The following is a 22,938-nucleotide window of genomic DNA, read 5'->3' as shown; positions in this document are numbered from 1 at the left end:
GAGTTTTTAAGTATCTTTGCACTCTTATTATTACTTTTTATGATTATTGTTAAAACAAGAGAGGAAATTGAATTAATGCGCGAAAGTGCTTTAATTGTATCTAAAACTTTAGGAGAACTTGCAAAGGCTATAAAGCCTGGGGTAACAACCCTTGAATTGGATAAAATAGCAGAAACTTGTGTTAGAGACCATGGTGCTATTCCTGGTTTTTTGGGTCTTTATGATTTCCCAAATACGCTTTGTATGAGTCCTAATTCACAAGTTGTACATGGTATTCCTAATGGAGATCCGCTTGTTGAAGGCGATATAATTTCTATTGATTGCGGTGCTTTAAAAAATGGTTTTTACGGAGACCATGCGTACACATTTGCAGTAGGTGAAATTGATCCTGAAACTGAAAAATTACTTCAAATAACTAAAGAATCATTATACGTTGGTATTAGAGAATTTAAAGCAAATAATCGTGTGGGTGATGTTGGTTATGCAATTCAACAATACTGTGAATCTCACGGTTATGGTGTTGTTAGAGAACTTGTTGGTCATGGGTTAGGAAGTAAAATGCACGAAGATCCAGAAATGCCAAACTACGGAAGGCGTGGTAGAGGTAAAAAATTTATTGAAGGTATGGTAGTAGCTATTGAACCTATGATAAACATGGGAACACACCGTATAAAACAACATAGAGACGGCTGGACAATTACTACACAAGATAATAAACCATCAGCTCATTTTGAACATGATGTTGCCTTAGTTGATGGAAAACCAGAATTACTATCAACCTTTGCCTATATCTATGAGGCTTTAGGTATTACTTCAAACGAGGAAGATGAATTCAGACAAAAAGCTTTGGTAATTTAAAATGACTTTAAAATTTTCAGACATACAAGAAAAAAACCTTGTTAAAGGGATTAGCGGAAAATATATTCATACTGAGAATAATACGGTTGGTTATATTGAAATAAAAAATGGAGCTGTTTTACCTGCGCATTCACATATACATGAACAAATAACTCAAGTAATTTCTGGTAAACTAGAAATGACAATTGATGGAGTTACTCAAATCCTCGAATCAGGTTCCATTACAATTATACCTTCCAATTCTGTTCACAGTGCTTTTGCACATACAGATTGTATTGTTATAGATACTTTCTTTCCTGTAAGAGAAGATTATAAATAATCTCAATTGAAAAAACTCTTCAAATTAATACTAAACATTATTCCAAGACCTATATTAATTAGGTTGAGTTATATTATACGTCCAGTTCTAGCTTTTTTTTTAAAAGGGAACAAATTCACAGATCCTATAGATGGAAAAAGTTTTAAAACTTTTCTACCTTACGGATATGGAAACCAACGAAATAATGTGTTATCGCCTTCAACACTAAGTTTAGAACGCCATAGGTTGCTGTGGCTTTATCTTCAAAATGAAACCAAATTCTTTTCTGAAAATTTTAAAGTGCTTCATTTTGCTCCTGAACAAGCTTTTTATAAACGCTTCAGGAGTATGAATAATCTAGATTATGTTACTACAGATTTATATTCACCTTTAGCAGATGTTAAAGCAGATATTTGTAACCTTCCTTTTAAAGACAATGAGTTTGATGTCATTTTATGTAACCATGTTTTAGAGCACATCCCAGACGACAAAAAAGCGATGCAGGAATTATATCGTGTATTAAAAGTTGGAGGTATGGGAATACTACAGATACCTCAAGATTTGAGCAGAGAAAAAACTTTTGAAGATAATACCATCACAGATAAAAAAGAACGCGCAAAAATCTTTGGTCAATACGACCATGTTAGGATTTATGGACTAGATTATTTCAGCAAGCTTAAAAGCATTGGCTTTAAAGTTGAAGAAGTTGACTATACAACAGAATTTTCTAAAAGTGAAATTGACAAATATTGTTTAGCAAAAGGCGAGATTATTCCTGTTGTTTATAAATAATTTAAGACTCAGGGAAACCATTTAAGTTTAAGGTCTCAAGTTCTTTATTTTTATTCTCAAAAATCAAAAACACTTTCAATTCTAAGTGATTTTTTAAAAAGCTTTTAATTTTATCAACGCCCATAGATTTAAATGCTGTTGCATAAGCATCGGCTGTCATGCAATCATCAGTAATAACTGAAATACTTAACAAATTAGTTTTACTAGGATACCCCGTTTCTGTATCAATAATATGGGCATATCTATTTCCGTTTTCGTCTATCTTAAACTTTCTATATGTACCAGATGTTGCCATAGCTTCATCCTTAAGAGTTATAGATTTTAATATTGATTTTTGCCCTTCAAAATTAGGTTCTTCTACACCTACTTTCCATTTACTTTGTTTTTCAGCATTAATTCCTCTTGTTCTAATTTCTCCACCAATTTCAACCAAATAATCCTCTATTTTATTACTTTCAAGATATTCTCCTAAAACATCAACTGCATAGCCTTTAGCAATGGCATTAAATTCTAAATAAACATTTGGATTAGATTTTCTTATAGTATTATTACTCCTATATGTTTTATCAAAACCTACATACTGCATCAAACTATCTATTTTTAGGCTATCAACAACTTCTATAGTATTTTCTGAACCAAATTTCCATGCATTAACTACATTTCCAATAGTTGGATCAAAAGCACCCTCAGTTTGTCCAAAAATTTCTTTTGAGGCATCGTAAACTTTTATAAAGTGTTTATCAATTTCAAAAGATTCATTTCTATTTAATTTAGAAATATCAGAATTTGTTTGATACGTAGACAAGGACTTATTAATCACATAAAATAAACTATCAAATTGAGTTTCATAATTGATATCAGAGTCATAAATAATGGAATAGCTCGTACCAAAAATAGCTCCTGACAACTTTGTGTTTTTAGGCTCTCTTTTACAAGAAAACAAAACACTAATTATTAGTAATACAACTAAATTCCTCATAAATAAATTAATAAGATTTCTAATTTAAATTAGTCTCTAAAACCTGAATACCATTATACTCTAACAAGTAATCTTTGTTTAAATAAATTGGCTCTTTCTCACCTTCAGTACTCCCAATTCCAACCCCAGCATAAAGTACTTTTGCATCTTTCTCTCTTGCATGATTTTTAAAGGATTCCATCCAAACTACATCATAGTTATTAGGGTTTTCTGGTAAAATCACAGCGCGTACAATAACAAAATAGTACTGTTTGTTTTTATCAATACATACAAATTGTGGATGCTTTTTAAGCTTACTATTCACAGCAATAAACTCAAAACCACGTTGCTCTAAATCTTTTCCAACATGATTCATTGCTAAGTTATGTAATTCTTGAGCTGATAGTGGTTTATTCATGTTGCAAAAATACTATAAAAGTTTAACTGATGATGACATTTTAATTTAATTACGATGACTATAAAAATCATAATTACAAAGTTATAAATTCAATAAAACACTAACATTTAAAAAACAATAACTATGGTAACATTCCAAAGAACTAAATATTACTTAATCGTTTTTTTTACATTATTATTAGCGAGTTGCACAACATCAGATAGTGACCCAAACAATTCCGTTCCTGGATTATTTTCTGCAAATACAATAGAAACTACAGCTAATGGGGCTACTATAGAGTGGACAGAATCTATTGATCCAGATGACGATGATGTATCTTATGCTATAATTCTAGAAGGTCAAGAAATTGCATCTGGTGGCACTAACTTAACTTACAGTTTTTCTGGATTGGAACCAGAAACCAATTACGAAGGCTATGTTGAAGCTAGAGATGGTAACGGAGGTACATCTCTAGCCTCATTTTTCTTTACAACAGAACCCGAAGTAATTATACAAACTTTAAATATTAAATACAGATGGTGGGAAGGTGCTGGAGGTTATGGTATAGTGGCCTATTTTGAAGTCCCTGCCATAGACAATGCATTAAGCTATCATCTCGAAATATTAGATTACACTCCAGATGTTATTCCTTCTAATGTAGGAAGAACCTATTTTTGGAAACCAGATGACTCTATTAGACAAGGCAATGATGTAGGGTCTGGAGCTAGCCACTTAACCGAGTTCTCACCAGGACTTTATCATGCAAATACAACAACTGGTAGTGGACCAATGTCAAATTTTCCAAATGTCAAAAGCTATTATGAATCTATAGTAGCAACAGCAAGATTAACAGTAATTGTAGGGCAAGAGTAAAAATTACATTTTTTAAAATAGTAATTAATTGTGTAAATAATGAATCAAAAAACAAAGTAATAACATAACTAAGTTCCTATCAAATAAATTTAATATATGAGATAAAAGTAGATAACCGAAATATTAGCCCTTTGGTAGTGAAGTATTTGCTGTAAAATGAAATAATTGTATCTTTCCTCTAGCTATTAATTCATGGGGAAGTCAATAAATTCATTAAGTCAATCAGAGCTCGTTTATGCGATAAAATCAAACGACCCAAATGTTTTAAAATTCTTTTACACAGAGAATTACACAAAAATTGAAAGTTTAATTCTTAAAAACAGTGGTTCTATTGAGTATGCAAAAGACATCTATCAAGATGCATTTATTACAGTTTGGACGCATATTAAAAACGATAAATTCGTTCCAAAAAACGATACCGCTTTGCAAGGCTATTTATATAAAATTGCAAAAAACAAATGGATGGATGTATTGAGATCTAAATCTTTTAAAAACCTTAAATCTTTAAATTATGAGACTTTGGTTTATATAAAAGATGAGAAAGATGAAAACATTGATTTAAAGAATAATAAATTAAAAATAGCAATGCTTGCCTTTAAAAACTTAGGGCAACCTTGTAAGAAACTATTAAGCACCTTTTATTTTGATAAAAAATCTATAAAAGATATAGCATCAGAATTAAAAATAGAAGAAACCACAGCACGAAATAAGAAATACAGATGTATGGAAAAATTACGTGCTCTAGTATTAGCCTCAAAATAATTATAGATTGAACGATAATAGCGACATATCACAAGAATTATTAGAAATTATAGAACGATACATTAATGGTTCTATGACTTCTCAAGAATTAAAAGATTTCAATCAACTTCTTGAACTTGACAATGAGTTTAAAGTTAAAGTTGAAGATATAAAAACCATGCTTTTAGGTATTGAAGCACAATCTTTAAAAGAACAACTAGATATACTACATAAAGATATTCCTAAAACCATAGTTAAAAAACCTGTAGATAAAAAAGTTAAATATTTAAACTTCAGCAAAATAGCTGCTGCCGCTGCAGTAATTATTGCAATAGGCAGTATTTGGTTTTTCAGCACCCCTAAAAACGAAAAACTATACGCTAACCATTTTAAACCAGACCCAGGATTACCAACTACCATGAGTAGCACAAATAATTATGATTTTTATGATGCTATGGTAAAATATAAGCATGGTGATTACAATATTGCAATTGATAAATGGAAAATTTTAAGTGAACAAAAACCTGAAAATGACACATTAAACTACTTTTTAGGTGTTGCTTATATGGCTAATAAAAATACTTCAGAAGCCATTCCTTTTTTAGAACGGTCCGTTGAAGCGCCTGATGAATTTGTTTTCTTGAATGAAGCATACTATTATTTAGGTTTAGCTTATTTGAAAGAAGGCAATGTAGAACTTGCTAAAAAAAATCTTAGCTTAAGTGAAACCGATGCATCTAAACTAGTACTTTCAAAATTGACAAAATAAAATCTTCAATCTAATGATTAAGTCTTCATCAATTTTAAAACACACATTTTTAATGTTTGTGTTACTTTTTGTATTCAAGTTTCAGGCTCAAAATGATTCTATTTCAAATATTTCATACATCCAAAAATTAATAAAAAATGATTCTTTAGAAAAAGCGAGTAAAGAATTAAAAACACATTTAGATTTTTATCGTGCTCAAAAAAACACAGATAGCCTAATAAAATATGTGTTTCTTGTTGGAAGCTTAAAACTAGCAAATAATGATTATGAGTTGGCCATAAAAAAAGCAGAAGCTTATGGAAAAGAACTAAAACAATACAATAGCCCTTTTGTTGATAAAGAAGCTTTATTAGAAATAGCTTGGATATATGATGACGCAGGTTATACAGAAAGATCTTATGAAATTGTAGAAGAAGCTCTTGAAGTAGCAAAAAAAATCAAAGACCCAAAAAAAGCTGGTATAAATTCTATTTATCATAATCTCGGTTATTTATCTGCTAATCTTGGTAATTACTCATCTGCAAAAAAATATTATTTAAAGGCCACAACTATTATGGAAGGCGCAAAAGAGGATGACTATGAGTCTTTACATCAAACTTACAACGCTTTAGGTGGCATGATGTGGCAAACCTCTGAATTAGATAGTAGTGTTTTTTACTTTAATAAAGCTTTAAAAATGTTAGATAAAGCTGAAAAAACACCTATGAATATGCATTACAGAAAGGCTTTGGTAAATCTCAATCTTGCTGTATTAAATCAAAGTTTAGGAAAAATAGATCAAGCTATTGAATCATCTAAAGAAGTTATTGAAGGTTTTCAAAAATATTTAGATATTTCAGATGATGAATCTAGAAAACTAAGAGCATTAAAACACCAATTAGCTGCTATAGATAATTTAGGCGTATTCTATCATTCTGTTGGAGAATTTGAAAAGGCAGATAAACTAGTAACATATGCTTATAATAAAAAAGCACAAAATTTAGCTCCTGATGATAATGACTTAACAATATCTCCTATTATATGTGCACAAGCAAAAATTGGTCTAAGAGATTTTAAGGCTGGAAAAAAACTGATAGACCATGCGTTAGACAGAATTGATAAAAGCAAAAATACTCAGCTTTTTTGGCATGCTAGTGCGTTATCTACAAAGGCTTCCATTAGTAATGAATTAGGCGAAATTGAAAATGCTGACGATAATTACAATAAAGCATATATCATTTTTAAGAAAGCTTTAGGTAATACTTATAACAGGGATTTTTTAGACGTTATAATAAATATGTCTCAATTTCACGCTTCTCAAAATAATGCTTCAGAAGCAATTTCTTACGCAGAAGAAACCTATAATTTTATAAAAAATAGCGACTTTAAATCTACGATACAGGAATTCCACCATATTGTTAATTTAAGTGAGGTACATTACAAATTAAAAAACTATGATAAAGCCATAACATATAGTAACGAGGCCATAAATTTTTTATATAATATTGAAATTGATACAAATAGCTTTAAGGATTCTATACAAATTCAATACAGAAAACCCAAAGCCATACTTATAAATGCTAAATCTAAATATGCATTAAACACAGATAAATCTGAAGATTTTTTAATTGATTTACTAAATCAAACTAAAAACAGCTTGGACATTCTTGAACAACGCAAAACAATTATAAATTCATATGAAGACTTAAATTTATTAATTACTGAAAACAGCGAGTTATTCAATTTTTCAAAACAATTACTTTTAGATTTATATTATCTTACCAATAATGAAACATATTTAAATAAATTGCTAAGTATACACGAATCAAGTATTTATAATCGTATTCGCTCTCGCTTTAATCTTAAAAACAGTATTACTTTTTCTGGGATTCCAAATACTGTTATTCAAAGAGAAAAAATACTAAAAAACAATCTAAATACTTCTATTAATAATATAAACGATGGGTTAAAATCATTCTCTCAAGCAAGTTCTAATTGGAATTCTTTTCTAGATTCTATAAAACAAGTCTATCCCAAATACTATAAAATGCGTTACGCAACTATAGAAGAACCTATGGATAGTTTAAAACATAACATTCCAAAAAACACTACTGTTGTACGTTATCTATTTATTGATACAATTTTATACGCAATGGTTATTGATAGTAAAGAAAAGCATCTATTTAAACTGGATAGTAAAAACGTTGAAGACTATACATTTCAACTAACAAATCATCAATCTAATACTAACACTAAACTTCATCAATTATATCTGCAACTTTGGAAGCCTTTTGAAAAAAATGTAGTTACCGATAATGTTATTATTATTCCTGATGGTCCTTTATTTAATTTAAGTTTTGAAAGCTTAACACCTTCAAAAATAAATTCATTTAAAGATTTAGCAAAACATAGTTTACTTGCAAAACATACTATTTCATACAATTATAGTTTGTTATTATTAGGTGCAAGTAAAAAGTCTATTAATTATCAAAAAGATTTTATTGCATTTGCTCCAGAATTTAATGATAAAATGAAGCAAGATTACAGTGTTGCAATAAAAGATTCTATATCAATAGATGAAACATATTTAAGTCTATTACCACAGCCATTTAGTGTAGATTTAGCTAAAGAATATTCTAGATTATTTGATGGCGATTACTTTATAAATGAAAATGCATCCAAACAAATTTTTAAAAATGAAGCTAATGAACATAAAATTATTCACATTGGTACGCATGCTGAATCAAACAATATTTCTCCTGAATTATCGCGATTAATTTTTGCTAAAAATATTAAAGATGAAGACAATTCATTATACACTTATGAAATTTATAATGAAAATTTAAATTCTAATTTGGCTATTTTAACAGCCTGTGAAACAGGAAAACCAACTTATCAAGCTGGAGAAGGCATGATTTCTTTAGCACATGCATTTAATTATGCTGGAAGTGAAAGTATTTTAACTAGTCTTTGGAAAATAGATGAAAAATCTAGTACCCAAATAATAGAACTGTTTTATAATAACATCAAAAAAGGACTTTCTAAAGACAAAGCTTTACAACAAGCTAAACTAAATTATATTTCTAACAACGAAGGTAGAATTATAGCACCAAACTACTGGGCAGGTTTAGTTTTAATAGGAGATACTAGTCCTATAAATTTAAAAACATCTTCAACTATATTATGGTATTTATTATGTGTTTTATTACTTATAATAGCTACAGTTTACATAATAAAAACTCGCAAAAAATAAAGAAGAGTTACTATCTCTAGCAACTCTTCTTATAATTAAAACTAATTATAACTTTTAGTAAGTTAGTTAGAAACAACTATCCGTTTTGTTGTTGTGGCATTTAAATTATCATCTTCAATTTTAAATAAATAAACACCAGTAGGTACTTCCTTTACATTAATTCTAAGTTCGTTAGATTCGAAAGTTGAAGCTTTTACTACTTGTCCTAATTGGTTTATTAGTTGCCAATTACCTTTACTTATTAAATTAGACTTGATATTTAAAACACTGCTAACAGGGTTAGGATATATTGCAATGTCTTCTAATATATTTTCAGTATTAGAAAGTACTGCGTTAGGTCCATTTAAATATACCGAGTTATTGTGACAAACAACATCAAAAGTATAGGGTGTACCATTATAAGTTGCTGTTACTGTACTAGGTAGACTGCAATTATAAATTTCATTAGATTTTATAATCTCGAAACTTGCATCGTTAGCTGGTAAGTAACCCAATGTAACTTCTATTTCGCCTTCTAATCCTGCATTATTGGTAACTGAAATTTGATCGTATTGAGTTCCAGCATTTGGTCCATCTATTTCAATTTCAAAAGTTGCGGAAGTTGATGTCACAAAGTCCCCAACTACAGTTAAAATACCTGGGGAGCTTCCTGGAGCTACCACGCCATCTAAAACAAAATTACTAGGAAACTGAATACTTCCACTACCACCATAACTTCCAATCCAATCTAAATATTCTCCTGTAGTTAAATCTTCATTAAATGCTAAGGTTCCTGATTCACTAATAACATCTCCATAATTTATAAAAGTGGTAAGATTAACTGAAGATGTTCCACTTCCTGTTGTTTTTTTAAGAGCACTAATAACACTAACAGTTAATTCATGAAGTGTACCACTATTATAACCAATAGTAATATTATCACCATTAATGTTATAGCTGTTAAAATTAAACACCCTAACTGTACCATTATTTATGTTTAAGTTTCCCTGATTATGATTAATATCATCAAAAAATGTCCATAAATACATATTAGTATCTAATTCTTTAGTTCCAGGGCCATCAAGATTAACATTTCCATAACTGTTTATTCCAGATTGATCATTAGGATCGTTACTATATATTTTTCCATCTGTCCAAGATAATGTTGCTCCTTTTTTTACATAAATATATTTATCTAGCAAAAAATCGCCATTTATTTCTAAAGTACTGTCTGCTCCTAAAATAACATTTGCAACAGCTGTAATTCCAGCACCATTAGTAGACACAAAATCACCCCCAGGCAAATTAATAACCACCCTAGAGTCTGCTTCTGGAATACCATTAGGATCCCAATTTGCAGGATTACTCCACATACCATCATTTCCTTCACCATCCCAAGCAATAGAAGTTGTATAATTAATATCTAAAACTTCGTAATACAACCCATCAAAGTCACATTGTGCCGTTAGTATAGTATCAAAATCAAAACTAGGATTTAGATAAGATGTAGGAGAAGGACAAGAGCCTTGATTTCCCTCTACAACTTGAAAGGCATCTCCAATTTGTGGTGCATATCCTGAAAAAAGTAAATTTACAGTTCCGTTAAAATAAAAATTTCCTTCACAGGTTACTTTATTAAACAAATCTATATCTTGTACAACAACTTCAAAAGTACTCGATGCATCCACGATGAAATCTCCATAGAGATGGAAATCCCCTTGAGTAAATAATCGTGCTCCAAATCTTAACTCTAAATTCCCATAGTCTTGCTGAGGAATAGAACCAAGACCATTAAAATAAACACTAAATCCCTCAATCAAGATATCATCCCCTTCTTCAGGAACTCCAGGTAACGATGGATCTCCTCCTCTACGCCAATTTTCGGGGTCTTCCCAAGCATCAGTACCTGCGTCTCCAGTAAATATAACTTGATTGTAATCTTGGGCATTAAGGGTTGCAAATGTGAATGTAAAACACATTGTAAATAATAAAATTCGTTTCATAATTAATAGCTTTATATGGTTTATATATAGCTACATCGAAACAAATGAAAAATGTGAGCAGAAAATTATTTAAATTTTACAAATTTTGAACTATTAAAGGTGTAATTTGAAACTGGTATTTCAATATTATTCTCCAGATGGTACCAAGGTGAAATTTTAGAGTTTTCTAAATTTTTAACTAAATGTACACTTTGTGCTGGTGTATTGCCTTGAAACAATAAAAACAGCTTCTCTCCTTTGTTATTTATTACCTCATCACAAATCATAACAATATGCCCTGGAGAACCACCTTTAATCAGCATATCACCTATTTTTAAATTTTTAGCATCTTCGATTTTAGGAAGTTCATTATAAAGTGATAATGTTCCTGAATACATATAAATCAAGTTCAAATACTTATAGAAGTTTTCTTTTGAAAAATTTTTAGTTGCTGTTTTATGAAAAGACACTTTATTACCGTTAATTTTTGGGCGATACCCTTCAGCATATTGTTTCCAAGAGCAATAATGCCCGATAGTAAAATTGAAACCTATCTCATCCTTTCTATCATTATCCCATAGATATTCACTTCTTATCCTAATTAAAGCATCTGCACATTGTTGTAATCCGTTTTTTGGCACAGGAATTTCTAATATCCCTATATGTCCACCTTGCCAAAAATATTCGGTATCATCATAATTGATAATTTTTGTTCCGAAAGGTTTTAGTTTATAGTTTCTAAGATAATTTTGAAATGAACCTAACGGATACTTTACGCGCTTATATCCTTTAGGTGTTTTAACTCTTGATTTTATAGTAAGACTATCTTTATTAATTAAGCTAGGTGCTTCAATAGTAGCAGCAATAGTTTTTATAGTATTTTTTGCAGGTTTAAATTGAATAAATAAAACCAACAGCAAAACTAAAAGTAGTACAATTCTAAGCGAGTTTTTCATATTGAAACTAACGTTATGATTAACCAACTTCGTACTTCATTATGAAAAATTTAAGATTAATTTCACTTATAAGGTTTAAATTTTTAGTAATTTGAAGTAAAAATTCAGCTTATGGAAACTTCAACAAGATTGGGGTCAGCTCTAAAAAAACTCTACACAGCATTTCATAATAATACATTAAATCCAGAATGTTGTAAACAATGTGCTGTTGGAAATATTTTGAGTCATACTGATAATTGGAAACATTTATCTGACTCACACGGTGCTTTAGAGCTTAATTATATTGGGAAAGTACATCAAACTTTGGGTAGAAAATTTAACGGTTATTCACCTATTGAGTTACTAAAGATTGAACATATATTCTTGAAAGCTTGTGGTTATCAATTACCGCTTCATTATAAAAATAAAAAACCAAAGAATCCAACTGATAAAACTATTTTATTTAATGGCTTATATGCTGTTATTTCTTTTTTATGCGAATTAGATGAAATTGCAAATGTCATGGATTACACAAAATTGTTTGAGGTTGAAAATGATAAACCAAAATATGAATTAACTTAAATACTATTTAAATAAAGCCATAAAAAAACCAACTCTAATGAGTTGGTTTTTTTTATTAATAACTTATAAACTGAAATACATTCAGCACGATAATTTTTAATTCTTATCCTCCAAAATCATCAAATCGTATGTGTTCATCTGGGATACCAAAATCTTCTCCCATTTTCTGAACTGCCTTATTCATTAATGGTGGTCCACAGAAGTATAATTCTATATCCTCAGGTGATTCGTGTTTACTTAAATAGTTGTCTATTACACAATTATGAATAAATCCAACAAAACCATCTCCAGGAGCATCTATATCTTCTTTTACTTTCCAATTATCTTCTTCCATTGGCTCAGATAAAGCTAAATAGAATTTAAAGTTTGGAAACTCTTTTTCTAATTGTTCAAAGTGATCTAGATAGAATAATTCGCGTTTAGAACGTCCACCATACCAATACGTTACTTTTCTACCTGTTTTTAAGGTTTTGAATAAATGATATAAATGAGAGCGCATTGGTGCCATACCAGCACCTCCACCAACATAAAGCATTTCACTATCAGACTCATTGATAAAAAACTCACCATAAGGTCCTGAAATAGTACACTTATCACCTTTCTTTAAATTAAAAATATAAGAAGATGCTACACCAGGGTTTACATCCATCCATCCATTCTTCGCTCTATCCCATGGCGGTGTTGCAATACGAACATTCAACATAATTTCTCGTCCTTCAGCTGGGTAAGAAGCCATAGAGTAGGCTCTTTCAACTGTTTCAGTATTTTTCATCACTAATGGCCAAAGACCAAACTTATCCCACTCAGCTTGAAACTTATCAGGTGTTTCATGTTCTTCTGGGTGAGCTGTAATATCTATATCTGAATATTTTACTTCACATTCAGGAATTTCAATTTGAATATACCCTCCTGCTTTATAACCCATATCTTCTGGAATTTCAACAACAAATTCCTTAATAAAAGATGCTACATTATAGTTACGTACAACAGTTGCTTCCCATTTTTTAATACCAAATACCTCTTCAGGTATAGTGATATCCATATCTTGTTTTACTTTAACCTGACATGATAAACGTGCTCCATGTGCTAATTCTTTTCTTGAAAAGTGAGGTGTTTCAGTTGGTAAAGCTTCACCTCCACCAGATAGTACATGACATTCACATTGAATACATGTTCCACCACCACCACAAGCAGATGGCAAGAAAATTTTGTTTGCTCCTAAAGTAGATAGTAAACTACCTCCTGAAGCAACTTCTATTTCACGTTCACCATTAATTTTAATTTTTACTGGACCAGATGGTGATAATTTTTGTTTTACAAAAAGCAATAAACTAACGAGTATTAGCGTAATTAATAAAAACGCTACAACCGTTGCTATAACTGTTCCTGTTGTTCCTGCTGCTAAAATCATACTACTCAATTATTTTAGTGTTATCAGCTAATTCTTTAGCTTTTTCAGTTTCTAATTCATTAACATTTATGGCTGTTTCTGTAGCTGGTTTTTCTTCTTCGTCTCCACCAGTTAACATCCCTCCAAAACTTAAAAAACCAATTCCCATTAGTCCTGTAATGATAAAAGTTATACCTAAACCTCTTAAAGGTGCTGGTACATTACTATATCTTATTTTTTCACGAATAGCAGCAATAGCTAAAATGGCTAAAAACCAACCAATTCCTGAAGAAACCCCGTAATTAAAGGCTAATCCTAAAGTTTCAATTTCACGAGATTGCATAAATAAAGATCCACCTAAAATGGCACAATTTACTGCAATAAGTGGTAAGAATATACCAAGTGAATTGTATAAAGAAGGGGAAAACTTTTCAACTACTATTTCTACCAATTGAACCATGGTTGCAATGGTTGCAATAAACATAATAAATGAAAGAAAACTTAAATCATAATCTGCATATTCTGCTCCTAACCAAGATAATGCACCCGGTTGTAATAAATACTGGTCTAATAACCAGTTTAAAGGCACTGTAATTGCCAATACAAATATTACTGCTGCACCAAGACCTACTGCTGTTGCCACTTTTTTAGATACTGCTAAGTATGAACACATACCTAAGAATACCGAAAACACCATATTATCAATAAAAATTGATTTGAAAAATAATTCTATGTGCTCCATTATTATATTATTTTAATTCTTTAAAAGAAAAACTAAAGAGGGTTTTTTAATCCTCGATTAATGCTTTATTTCTACTACGTTGTACCCAGATAATTAAACCTACTACTATTAACGCCATTGGAGGCATTAACATAAATCCATTATTTTCGTAACCATATTTATAAACTCCTGTCAATTCGATAGGATCTCCTAAAACAGGAACACCAAATAAAGTACCTGACCCTAAAAGCTCTCTGAAGAATCCAACGATTAATAGAATAACTGCATATCCTAAAGCATTACCAATACCATCAAGGAAAGATTTCCAAGGTCCGTTTGCTAAAGCAAAAGCTTCAAAACGTCCCATAATGATACAGTTTGTAATAATTAATCCTACGAATACTGCCAATGTTTTACTTAATTCGTATTGAAAAGCTTTTAATACTTGATCTACTATAATTACCAAAGCAGCTACAACAATAAGTTGTACGATGATTCTAATTTTTGAAGGAATTATATTTCTCATTAAAGAGATTACTACATTTCCTATACCTAATACAAACATTACAGCAATTCCCATTACTAAAGAAGCTTTTAATTCTGCAGTAATAGCTAATGCAGAACAAATACCTAATACTTGAATTGTAATTGGGTTATTATCTGCTAACGGGTCTGTTATTAACTTTGCGTCTTTTTTTGAAAGTAGTCCCATATTATTTTAAGTTTTTAAAGTAAGGTAAGTACAATTTTAAATCAGATTTAATCATAGCTGAAACACCATCTCCTGTAATAGTTGCTCCTGCTAAAGCATCTACTTCGTAATCATCTTTAATTAAATTTTTAGGATCGTTGTTTCCTTTTGCTACAGCAATACCTTTAAAAGTACCATTGTCGTCCAATAAACGTTCTCCTGTAAAATCATCCATAAAGAAACGCTGGTTAATATTTGCACCTAAACCTGGAGTTTCTCCTTTATGGTCAAAAAATACACCTTGTACCACCATTTGTTTATCTAAAGCTACATAAGCCCAAATAGCATCCCAAAGTCCTTTACCTCTAATAGGTGCTATATAAAATGTTTTACCATCTTTCTCACCAATAAATAAAGGTAAACGTCTTGTTTCTCCGTTTTTAGCTTTTGCTTGTTCTTTTTTAACATCAATTAAATACGCTTCGGTATCTTCCTTAGATCCACCGTTTGCATCAACTATTAATTGTTTTTTAATGTATTTTGAAAACTCTCCAGCAACTTTATCTGTAGAGATGAATTCTCTACTTGTACCTTCATTTTCATTTACACCCATAGCATACAGAATGTTCTGTTGCTTTTCCATTCTTTCATTCTCTGTAATTCTAGGTTTTAATGAAGCTGCTGTAAACGCTAATAATGAACCTACAACTAACACCATTGCTATAGCAAATAGTATTGTATATGAATTTTTATCTGTATTAACTGCCATAATTATGCTGTTTTAACTTTTAAACGTTTCATTCTTTTCTTCACGTTACCTTGAATAACATAATGGTCAATAGTTGGTGCAAAAACATTCATCAATAGAATTGCCAACATAACACCTTCAGGGTAAGCCGGATTAAATACACGAATCATAATTGATATAAAACCAACTAGGAAACCGTATATCCATTTTCCTTTATTTGTTTGTGAAGCTGTAACAGGATCTGTAGCCATAAATACAGTACCAAAAGCAAAACCACCGATAAGTAAGTGATGCCAGAATGTTGTATTCATTAATCCATAAAATTTACTACTTTCAGAAATTATTCCTGAATCTGCAACAAAGTTAAAAATAAGCCCCATTACAATAGCTCCCATTACTGATGATAACATAATTCTCCAACTTCCAATTTTCGAAAAAATCAAGAACAATCCTCCTAATAAGATTAATAGTGTTGATGTTTCTCCAATTGATCCTGGAATAAATCCTAAGAATGCATTCCAAATATCTGCAGTTGTATCAATCATACTTGTATTGTTTTGAGCTAAACTACCTAATATGGTTTCACCAGAAATAGCATCAGGTTGAGCACCAGCTGCTAAATCTTGAACTCTAGGATCTGCACCATGAACCCAAACTTTATCACCACTCATCCATGTTGGATAAGCGAAGAATAAAAAGGCTCTAATGGTTAATGCTGGATTAAGAATATTCATTCCTGTACCTCCAAAAACCTCTTTACCAATAACAACTCCAAAAATAACTGCTACAGCTAACATCCATAATGGGATATCAATTGGTACAATTAATGGTACAAGCATTCCAGTTACTAAGTAACCTTCTTCTACTTCGTGTTTATTAATGATAGCAAATATGAATTCAATTAATAATCCAACTCCATAGGATACGATTACCAAAGGAATAATTTTCCAGAAACCAACCATAAAATTATCAAGTGTCCAAAATTCAGCACTTAAAAAACCTCCAGATACAGCTTGAATTTCTCCTAAAGCTAAATGGTGTTGGTAACCCGCATTAAACATACCAAACAATAAACATGGCACCATGGCCATTATTACTGTATTCATTGTACGTTTTAAATCATCGGCAGCTTTAATATGTGTACCGTTGTGCGTAGTCTCATTTGGTAAGTATAAAAATGTATGGATGGCATTAAATGCTGGTATCCATTTTTTATTTCTATTCTTTTCTTTAAAACTGTGTAATTTTTCTTTTAAACCCATCTTGTAATATTTTTCATTTCGTTCCTCAATGAATAATTATCCAATTTCTTTAAGCATTAAGTCTAAACCTTCTCTTATAATTTTTTGATGTGGTTGCTTAGACACACAAACAAATTCTGTTAATGCAAAATCTTCTGGAGCAACTTCATACATTCCTAAAGCTTCCATTTCATCTAAATCTTGATACATACAAGCCTTTAAAATTTGCATTGGATAAATATCTAAAGGAAAAACTTCTTCAAAAGTACCAGTAGTTACAAATGCACGATGCTCACCGTTGGTATTAGTATTTAAATCATATGCTTTCTTTGGGCTTAACCAAGAAAAAGTTAAAGCTCTAGAAGTCGAAACTTTATTAAAAACTGGCTTATTCCATCCAAAAAACTCATAGTCATCACCTTCTGGAATTACAGAAATTACATTACTGTAAAAATCTAAGCTACCATCTGGTTGTATTTGTTTTCCTGATAACACATTCCCAGAAATGATACGATCATTTCCTCCCTTAGCAACACCTTTATCATAAATAATAGTGGAAATTTCACTACCAGCAAGTGTTTTAAAATATCTTGGTTTTTCAACTGAAGAGCCTACTAATGCTACAATACGTTCTGCATTAAACTTACCAGTTAAAAGTAATTCACCAATAATGACTAAGTCTTGAGGATTAACCGTCCAAACTACTTCTCCTTTATTTACAGGATCAATTTTGTTGATTTGAGTTCCAACATTTCCTGATGGATGCGGTCCAGAAACTTTGTGCAAAGTCACACCGTTTAAACTAGCAAGAGGAGAATTTCCATTCTTCCCAACCGAAACATGCACCTTACCTTCAGTTAACTTTCCTAAAGCTGAAACTGCAGTTTGTAACTCAGCTTCTTTCCCTTGTAAGGTAAAATCTAAATCGGCTGCTAATGGTGCACTTGCATAACCTGAAATAAATATCGCTTTTGGCGATTTTTCTGGGTTTGCAATCACATCATAAGGACGTTGTTTTACAAATGGCCAACACCCTGCTGCTAATAAATGTGCTTTAATGTCTTCTGGTTTAGAAGCTTCAACATTAAACTTTCCAAAATCTTCAAAAGTTTGTGTTTTATCAGCTTCAATTTTAATAGCATCAATGCGTCTTTTCGGTCCTCTAACTACCTCAACTACTTTACCAGAAACTGGCGATAAAAACTTAATCGCTTCCTGAGATTTATCATAAAACAAAGTACCTCCAGCTTTAACTGAGGTTCCTTCTTTTGCAACAAGTTTTGGTATTACACCGTGAAAATCTTCTGGTCTTATGGTGCAGTAGTTACTGATAATCGCTTGTTCAACGGTTTTTTCAGCTTCACCCTTAAGTTTAATGTCCAGACCTTTTTTAATACGAATGTCGTTTGACATATTTATTTAATTGAAATTAGTTGTCTAAAAATCGGTGCAAAAATACGAATTAATACTAATATATTTTTCAAATTATCACATCTTTTTTATTTATAATGATTATAAACAATTTAAATTATTTAAGGTATGAAATTTGATTACCTTTGTTCATATCGCACACAAATGAATTTAAAAAACATTACATATTTACTTTTATTAATCAGCTTTACAGTCTTTAGTCAAGTTGAAGAAGTAAACCCTCCAGAATATATAAAATCTATTACCTTTAAAAGTAATAGTAGTGACTTAGGAGAGCTTCCTATTATGAAATTAGGCGAACCTTTTTACATTGAATTTGATGCATTAGTTGATGACGAACCAGATTTTTATTATAAGATTGAACATTACGATTATAATTGGAAAGAATCTATTCTCGTAAAACCAGAATTTTTACTTGGTGTTGATAATTTTAGAATTCAAGATTATACGAATTCATTTAATACGTTTCAAATGTATTCGCATTACAAATTATCTATTCCCAATCAACAAACTAAAAGCTTAAAAGTATCTGGTAATTATATCATTTCTTTTTTTGACACCGATGGCGAATTAGTATTCTCAAGAAAATTTATGATCTATGAAGACATCGTAACACCAGGAATCGCCATTAAAAGATCAAGAGATGTTAGCACTATTCAAGAAACCCAAACGGTTGATATAGAAATTTCTTCAGGCCCACAAATTAATAACCCTTTACAAACAGTTAAAGCTTTAATTATTCAAAATAGAAATTTAAATACAGCTATTTCAAATCTAAAGCCACAATACACTATAGGGAACAAACTTATATATAGATATGTAAAGGAAACAGCCTTCCCTGGCGGTAACGAATACTTGTTTTTTGAAACTAAAGATGTTCGTGCAGCCACTATGCGTGTGCAAGCTATTGCTTTAGAAGATATTTATCAGTCTTATTTATACACAGATATTGCAAGAAAAGACCGTCCTTATACCTACAACCCAGATATTAATGGGCAATTCAAAATTGTAGCTATTGATAGAGACGATGTATCTGTTGAAGCAGATTATGTGCAAGTTCATTTTTCATTAGATCAACCCGAATTCACTAACGGTGAAAGCATTTATATTTATGGTAATTACAATAATTACGCTCTGAATGAAGAAAACAAAATGTTTTTTAATCCAGAAACCGGACTTTACCATAATAGTATGAAACTAAAACAAGGTTTTTATAATTATAAATATGTTGTAGTTGATAAAAACGGAACTATCAATGAAGGTGCAATTAGTGGTAACTTTTGGCAAACCGAAAACAACTACAAAGTACTGGTCTATTACAGAGATTTAGGTGCCCGTTATGATAGAATCATTGGTTTTAACGAAGTTTCTTCTACAAATATTTCAAATTAACCCACCTTAGACGTTAAAAAACACTTACCAAAACCTATTGTTTTTAGATATTTTAACAAATATTACAGACTAAAAATGCATTTCGTCTAATTTTTATATCAAAGACGTTAAAATTTACGTTAACCACTTAATATTTATTATTTTAGCTCGCGCTAACACTCAGTAAAGCAATGGTTCAACAGGTTACAAAAGGCATAAAAATTTCGGTCGAAACCACTTTCGAAGGCTCATTTTATAAAAATTATAAAATACAGTACGCTTTTGGATACACCGTAACTATCGAAAATCAGAGCAAAGATTCTGTTCAACTCAACGCACGCCATTGGGAAATTCTTGACGCTTTAAATAATATAGAAACTGTTTCTGGAGAAGGTGTTATAGGCAAAAAACCAGTGCTTAAACCAGGAGAATCTCACACCTACACATCGGGTTGTTTACTAACCTCTCCTTTTGGTGCTATGCAAGGCAGTTATAGTATGGTAAACTTCACTACTACCAAAAAATTTCAGGTTGCCATTCCTACCTTTAAATTAAGCGCCCCTTTTGCAATAAATTAATTTTTTTATTTGGACGTTACCACAAGGGTCGGGCTTTCCGCTATATCTTTTTTGCTTTTAATGGCAAAAAAGGATGCCGCTTCAATCCCTAACGCAAGTTATAGTTAACATTAAAATAACTCCTCAAAAAGAAACAAAACAACACCATTTGGGTCAACAACAGAAAAACTTCTATGTCCCCAAGATTGATCAACTAAATCTTCTTTAAATTCAATATTCTTTTTCTTGTATTTTTCATAAAGTTCAGAAGCACTATCAACTTGTAAACATGCAAAAACACCTTGTGGTTTCCTATAATCTAAACCTTTTACTTTATAGTCATCTATTGGGGTTAATAACACTTCAATAGTACCTACTCCAGCTTTTAAAAGGGTACCTTTATCATTCTCATGTCTATCCCAAACATGCAAGACTTCAAGTTCCAGCTTATCTTTATAAAACGCTATGGTTTGGTCGTATTTTTCGGTAAAATAGGTTAATCTGAATGCGCCATTACTTTTCATTTCCATTAGTTTTAATTCACCTCTAACTTAAAAAGAATTAAAACAAATATTTATACATAGCAATCACGATTACCTATGAACAAATAGAATAAATTTTTATGAGAGTAAATAGCTATAATTTAAGTTCAAACTTAAAAACCTTATCATCTTGTTTCAGATGAAAGAATTTACAATTAGAATAATGTATAAACTCAAATTCTAAATCGTAATCAAAACCAACATCATCAATAGTAAAAACAGCATCACAATCTATATTCTCGTATGGCGAAATGCGTCTAAATCTATATTCTGTTTTACTTCCTAAATCATGTAATTCAAACCACGCTCCAGCAGCAATTCCAGAAAGCCATTGGGCTTTTTCATGCAAACCATTAACAGGTTTAGGTTTTTGAGTTCCAACCAAGTTAACTTCATGATCTTTCAATCTATCTAAAAAACAACGTAAGTTTTCACTTTTTTGAGAACCTTTAAATTTTGCAATAACACCAGTTTCAGAAATGACATAAGGATGTTTTTCAGTATCAGCTAGTAACACATTACCTACTGTACTTGGTGTAAACCATTTAGAGTTTTCAAGACTCTTTTTAATTTCAGGATTAGTCACAGAAGCAATTAATGTATCCGTTACAAAACGTGCACAATTACAGGCATCTTTTATAAATGCCGCATATCGAATAAAGTGTTTGTTTTGCATTTTAGTAATATGTGTTCTGGCTTTATTATAATCCACAGCATTACATACCGAGGCCACCAATTTACCATCACCATGTGTTAATTTTGGGTGCGTAGCTAAAAACTCAAGAATAGCTTCTAGATTTATAATCGTGTCGTTTTCAATTTCAGCTTTGATAGGGAAATGGAGTTCGTTATCGGTATCCCTTCCTCTTACTCTCCCATTAGGCTCAGAGGTAATATAGCGTCCAAAATCATGATATTCTAAAACACCAGTTTCTTTATTTATTAATACTAACGCTGCATGACCAGCACGTAAATAATCTTTTTTTCCAACGCCTAAAAATCTTAAAAAAGGAGAAAACCATTCTTCTGAAACCATAACAATAGTATCAGGATATGCCAATGTTAAAATAATACCTGTATTATCCATTAACGACTTCTGGAAGATTGAATGATTTAGATGTTACCGTTTTACTTTCAAGGTTTTCATAATGCATATCAACGGTATTGCCATTTTTTTTAACCTGTGTAATGCTGGTCGTTTTAACAAAACCTCTATTCATAATTACACCATAGTCCATATTTTCAACATCCGTATTTTTATGAAATTCTAATAATGAATCTGCATATAAATCATAAAGCGTTTCGAAATTTTCAAACCACTGTTGGCGTTCCCTTTGCATTGTTTCGTTATACAAAGTAGAAGACGACCAAATTCTAGATTCTAAAGGCAATTCAATAAAATGCTTATGCTTACCATCCCAAACTAATTCATAGAATTTTAAAGTATTATTCCAATCAGCAACAACTATAGTAAAGGGTTCAATATTTATTAAATTATAGTCTTCAACGGTTTTTATAATATCATCAGAAACCATAAAATCGTTTGCCACAATGCCTCTGCTTTTTCTGTAACTAGGTTGTCTTTCATGTTTAATAAAAGCACCATTAAGCACGCAAACCACACGATTTTTTTCGCTCACCCCAATCCAAGTTCCTCCCATTTTATCTTTTGGAAACAATAATTTAACACCATCAACAGTATAAAAATCGGGAACCAACGATACTCTATCAGGAGTTTCGTCTCGATTTGAAGTTAATACAAAACCATTATTTTCTTGGGGAACTATTGTAACCGTACACATAAAACCTGTAGTCTTAAAACAGGTTAGCAACTTACAAAAAATAAATAA

At 30.9% G+C, this 22,938-nt stretch carries 23 protein-coding genes; 10 read left to right on the top strand and 13 right to left on the bottom strand.

The window, feature by feature from the left end:
• Nucleotides 1–39: 39 nt before the first annotated feature.
• From map to DIS18_RS13525, 3 genes are read left to right on the top strand one after another with little or no spacing between them, the layout of a single operon-like run.
• Nucleotides 40–858: a type I methionyl aminopeptidase gene (gene map, locus DIS18_RS13535; RefSeq protein ID WP_109353621.1), complete on the top strand. Its 819-nt coding sequence runs from the start codon at nucleotides 40–42 to the stop codon at nucleotides 856–858.
• 1 nt (nucleotide 859) lies between these two features.
• The gene (locus DIS18_RS13530) at nucleotides 860–1,177 is read left to right on the top strand and encodes a cupin domain-containing protein (RefSeq protein WP_109353620.1); all 318 of its coding nucleotides are present in this window, start codon (nucleotides 860–862) and stop codon (nucleotides 1,175–1,177) included.
• A gap of 6 nt (nucleotides 1,178–1,183) precedes the next feature.
• A complete protein-coding gene (locus tag DIS18_RS13525; protein ID WP_109353619.1) occupies nucleotides 1,184–1,948 on the top strand; it encodes a class I SAM-dependent methyltransferase in 765 nt (254 codons plus the stop codon).
• Nucleotide 1,949: 1 nt separating this feature from the next.
• Here DIS18_RS13525 and DIS18_RS13520 read toward each other — a convergent pair whose 3' ends face one another.
• Together DIS18_RS13520 and DIS18_RS13515 are read right to left on the bottom strand one after the other, a co-directional pair.
• A complete protein-coding gene (locus DIS18_RS13520; RefSeq protein WP_109353618.1) occupies nucleotides 1,950–2,927 on the bottom strand; it encodes an FAD:protein FMN transferase in 978 nt (325 codons plus the stop codon).
• Nucleotides 2,928–2,946: 19 nt separating this feature from the next.
• On the bottom strand, nucleotides 2,947–3,324 hold the full coding sequence (locus DIS18_RS13515; RefSeq protein WP_109353617.1) for a Na(+)-translocating NADH-quinone reductase subunit F: 378 nt from the start codon (nucleotides 3,322–3,324) through the stop codon (nucleotides 2,947–2,949).
• 123 nt (nucleotides 3,325–3,447) lie between these two features.
• On the opposite strand from DIS18_RS13515, the gene DIS18_RS13510 reads away from it, so the two are divergent.
• From DIS18_RS13510 to DIS18_RS13495, 4 genes are all read left to right on the top strand, one after another.
• Nucleotides 3,448–4,176 carry a fibronectin type III domain-containing protein gene (locus DIS18_RS13510; protein ID WP_109353616.1) on the top strand — a complete coding sequence of 243 codons (729 nt, stop codon included), beginning with the start codon at nucleotides 3,448–3,450 and terminating at the stop codon, nucleotides 4,174–4,176.
• Nucleotides 4,177–4,368: 192 nt separating this feature from the next.
• Nucleotides 4,369–4,938 (top strand): RNA polymerase sigma factor, encoded by a 570-nt coding sequence (locus DIS18_RS13505; protein WP_109353615.1) that lies wholly within the window; start codon nucleotides 4,369–4,371, stop codon nucleotides 4,936–4,938.
• Between the two features lie 7 nt (nucleotides 4,939–4,945).
• Nucleotides 4,946–5,686 (top strand): tetratricopeptide repeat protein, encoded by a 741-nt coding sequence (locus DIS18_RS13500; protein ID WP_109353614.1) that lies wholly within the window; start codon nucleotides 4,946–4,948, stop codon nucleotides 5,684–5,686.
• Nucleotides 5,687–5,699: 13 nt separating this feature from the next.
• Nucleotides 5,700–8,918 carry a CHAT domain-containing protein gene (locus DIS18_RS13495; protein WP_245925713.1) on the top strand — a complete coding sequence of 1,073 codons (3,219 nt, stop codon included), beginning with the start codon at nucleotides 5,700–5,702 and terminating at the stop codon, nucleotides 8,916–8,918.
• Between the two features lie 62 nt (nucleotides 8,919–8,980).
• Here DIS18_RS13495 and DIS18_RS13490 read toward each other — a convergent pair whose 3' ends face one another.
• Nucleotides 8,981–10,900, bottom strand: coding sequence for a T9SS type A sorting domain-containing protein (locus tag DIS18_RS13490; RefSeq protein WP_109353612.1), 1,920 nt, complete (start codon nucleotides 10,898–10,900; stop codon nucleotides 8,981–8,983).
• A gap of 65 nt (nucleotides 10,901–10,965) precedes the next feature.
• Nucleotides 10,966–11,835: a DUF4846 domain-containing protein gene (locus DIS18_RS13485; RefSeq protein WP_109353611.1), complete on the bottom strand. Its 870-nt coding sequence runs from the start codon at nucleotides 11,833–11,835 to the stop codon at nucleotides 10,966–10,968.
• Nucleotides 11,836–11,946: 111 nt separating this feature from the next.
• Here DIS18_RS13485 and DIS18_RS13480 point away from each other — a divergent pair, with 111 nt between their 5' ends.
• Nucleotides 11,947–12,396 carry a Na(+)-translocating NADH-quinone reductase subunit F gene (locus tag DIS18_RS13480; RefSeq protein WP_109353610.1) on the top strand — a complete coding sequence of 150 codons (450 nt, stop codon included), beginning with the start codon at nucleotides 11,947–11,949 and terminating at the stop codon, nucleotides 12,394–12,396.
• A 103-nt stretch (nucleotides 12,397–12,499) separates the two neighbouring features.
• Here DIS18_RS13480 and nqrF read toward each other — a convergent pair whose 3' ends face one another.
• From nqrF to DIS18_RS13450, 6 genes are read right to left on the bottom strand one after another with little or no spacing between them, the layout of a single operon-like run.
• Nucleotides 12,500–13,807, bottom strand: a complete 1,308-nt coding sequence (gene nqrF / locus DIS18_RS13475; protein ID WP_109353609.1) for an NADH:ubiquinone reductase (Na(+)-transporting) subunit F — start codon at nucleotides 13,805–13,807, stop codon at nucleotides 12,500–12,502.
• Between the two features lies 1 nt (nucleotide 13,808).
• A complete protein-coding gene (gene nqrE, locus DIS18_RS13470; RefSeq protein WP_109353608.1) occupies nucleotides 13,809–14,528 on the bottom strand; it encodes an NADH:ubiquinone reductase (Na(+)-transporting) subunit E in 720 nt (239 codons plus the stop codon).
• A 46-nt stretch (nucleotides 14,529–14,574) separates the two neighbouring features.
• Nucleotides 14,575–15,219, bottom strand: a complete 645-nt coding sequence (locus DIS18_RS13465; protein ID WP_109353607.1) for an NADH:ubiquinone reductase (Na(+)-transporting) subunit D — start codon at nucleotides 15,217–15,219, stop codon at nucleotides 14,575–14,577.
• 1 nt (nucleotide 15,220) lies between these two features.
• Nucleotides 15,221–15,967, bottom strand: coding sequence for a Na(+)-translocating NADH-quinone reductase subunit C (locus DIS18_RS13460; RefSeq protein ID WP_109353606.1), 747 nt, complete (start codon nucleotides 15,965–15,967; stop codon nucleotides 15,221–15,223).
• A gap of 2 nt (nucleotides 15,968–15,969) precedes the next feature.
• The gene (locus DIS18_RS13455; RefSeq protein ID WP_109353605.1) at nucleotides 15,970–17,208 is read right to left on the bottom strand and encodes an NADH:ubiquinone reductase (Na(+)-transporting) subunit B; all 1,239 of its coding nucleotides are present in this window, start codon (nucleotides 17,206–17,208) and stop codon (nucleotides 15,970–15,972) included.
• A 36-nt stretch (nucleotides 17,209–17,244) separates the two neighbouring features.
• Nucleotides 17,245–18,600: a Na(+)-translocating NADH-quinone reductase subunit A gene (locus tag DIS18_RS13450; protein ID WP_109353604.1), complete on the bottom strand. Its 1,356-nt coding sequence runs from the start codon at nucleotides 18,598–18,600 to the stop codon at nucleotides 17,245–17,247.
• Between the two features lie 126 nt (nucleotides 18,601–18,726).
• On the opposite strand from DIS18_RS13450, the gene DIS18_RS13445 reads away from it, so the two are divergent.
• Entirely contained in the window at nucleotides 18,727–20,010 is a 1,284-nt protein-coding gene (locus DIS18_RS13445) for a type IX secretion system plug protein (protein ID WP_245925711.1), read from the top strand.
• A 170-nt stretch (nucleotides 20,011–20,180) separates the two neighbouring features.
• Nucleotides 20,181–20,567: a Co2+/Mg2+ efflux protein ApaG gene (apaG, locus tag DIS18_RS13440; protein ID WP_109353602.1), complete on the top strand. Its 387-nt coding sequence runs from the start codon at nucleotides 20,181–20,183 to the stop codon at nucleotides 20,565–20,567.
• Between the two features lie 110 nt (nucleotides 20,568–20,677).
• Here apaG and DIS18_RS13435 read toward each other — a convergent pair whose 3' ends face one another.
• The 3 genes from DIS18_RS13435 to DIS18_RS13425 form a co-directional block, all read right to left on the bottom strand.
• A complete protein-coding gene (locus tag DIS18_RS13435) occupies nucleotides 20,678–21,070 on the bottom strand; it encodes a VOC family protein (protein WP_181364055.1) in 393 nt (130 codons plus the stop codon).
• Nucleotides 21,071–21,182: 112 nt separating this feature from the next.
• Nucleotides 21,183–22,175, bottom strand: coding sequence for a DUF6695 family protein (locus DIS18_RS13430; protein ID WP_109353600.1), 993 nt, complete (start codon nucleotides 22,173–22,175; stop codon nucleotides 21,183–21,185).
• Nucleotides 22,168–22,890, bottom strand: coding sequence for an NRDE family protein (locus DIS18_RS13425; protein ID WP_109353599.1), 723 nt, complete (start codon nucleotides 22,888–22,890; stop codon nucleotides 22,168–22,170). The genes DIS18_RS13430 and DIS18_RS13425 overlap by 8 nt, the downstream gene beginning before the upstream one ends.
• Nucleotides 22,891–22,938 lie beyond the last annotated feature (48 nt).

Origin of the sequence: Algibacter marinivivus, assembly GCF_003143755.1 — a bacterium.
Classification (GTDB): Bacteria; Bacteroidota; Bacteroidia; order Flavobacteriales; family Flavobacteriaceae; genus Algibacter_B; species Algibacter_B marinivivus.
This window is presented reverse-complemented; position numbering and strand designations above follow the sequence as displayed.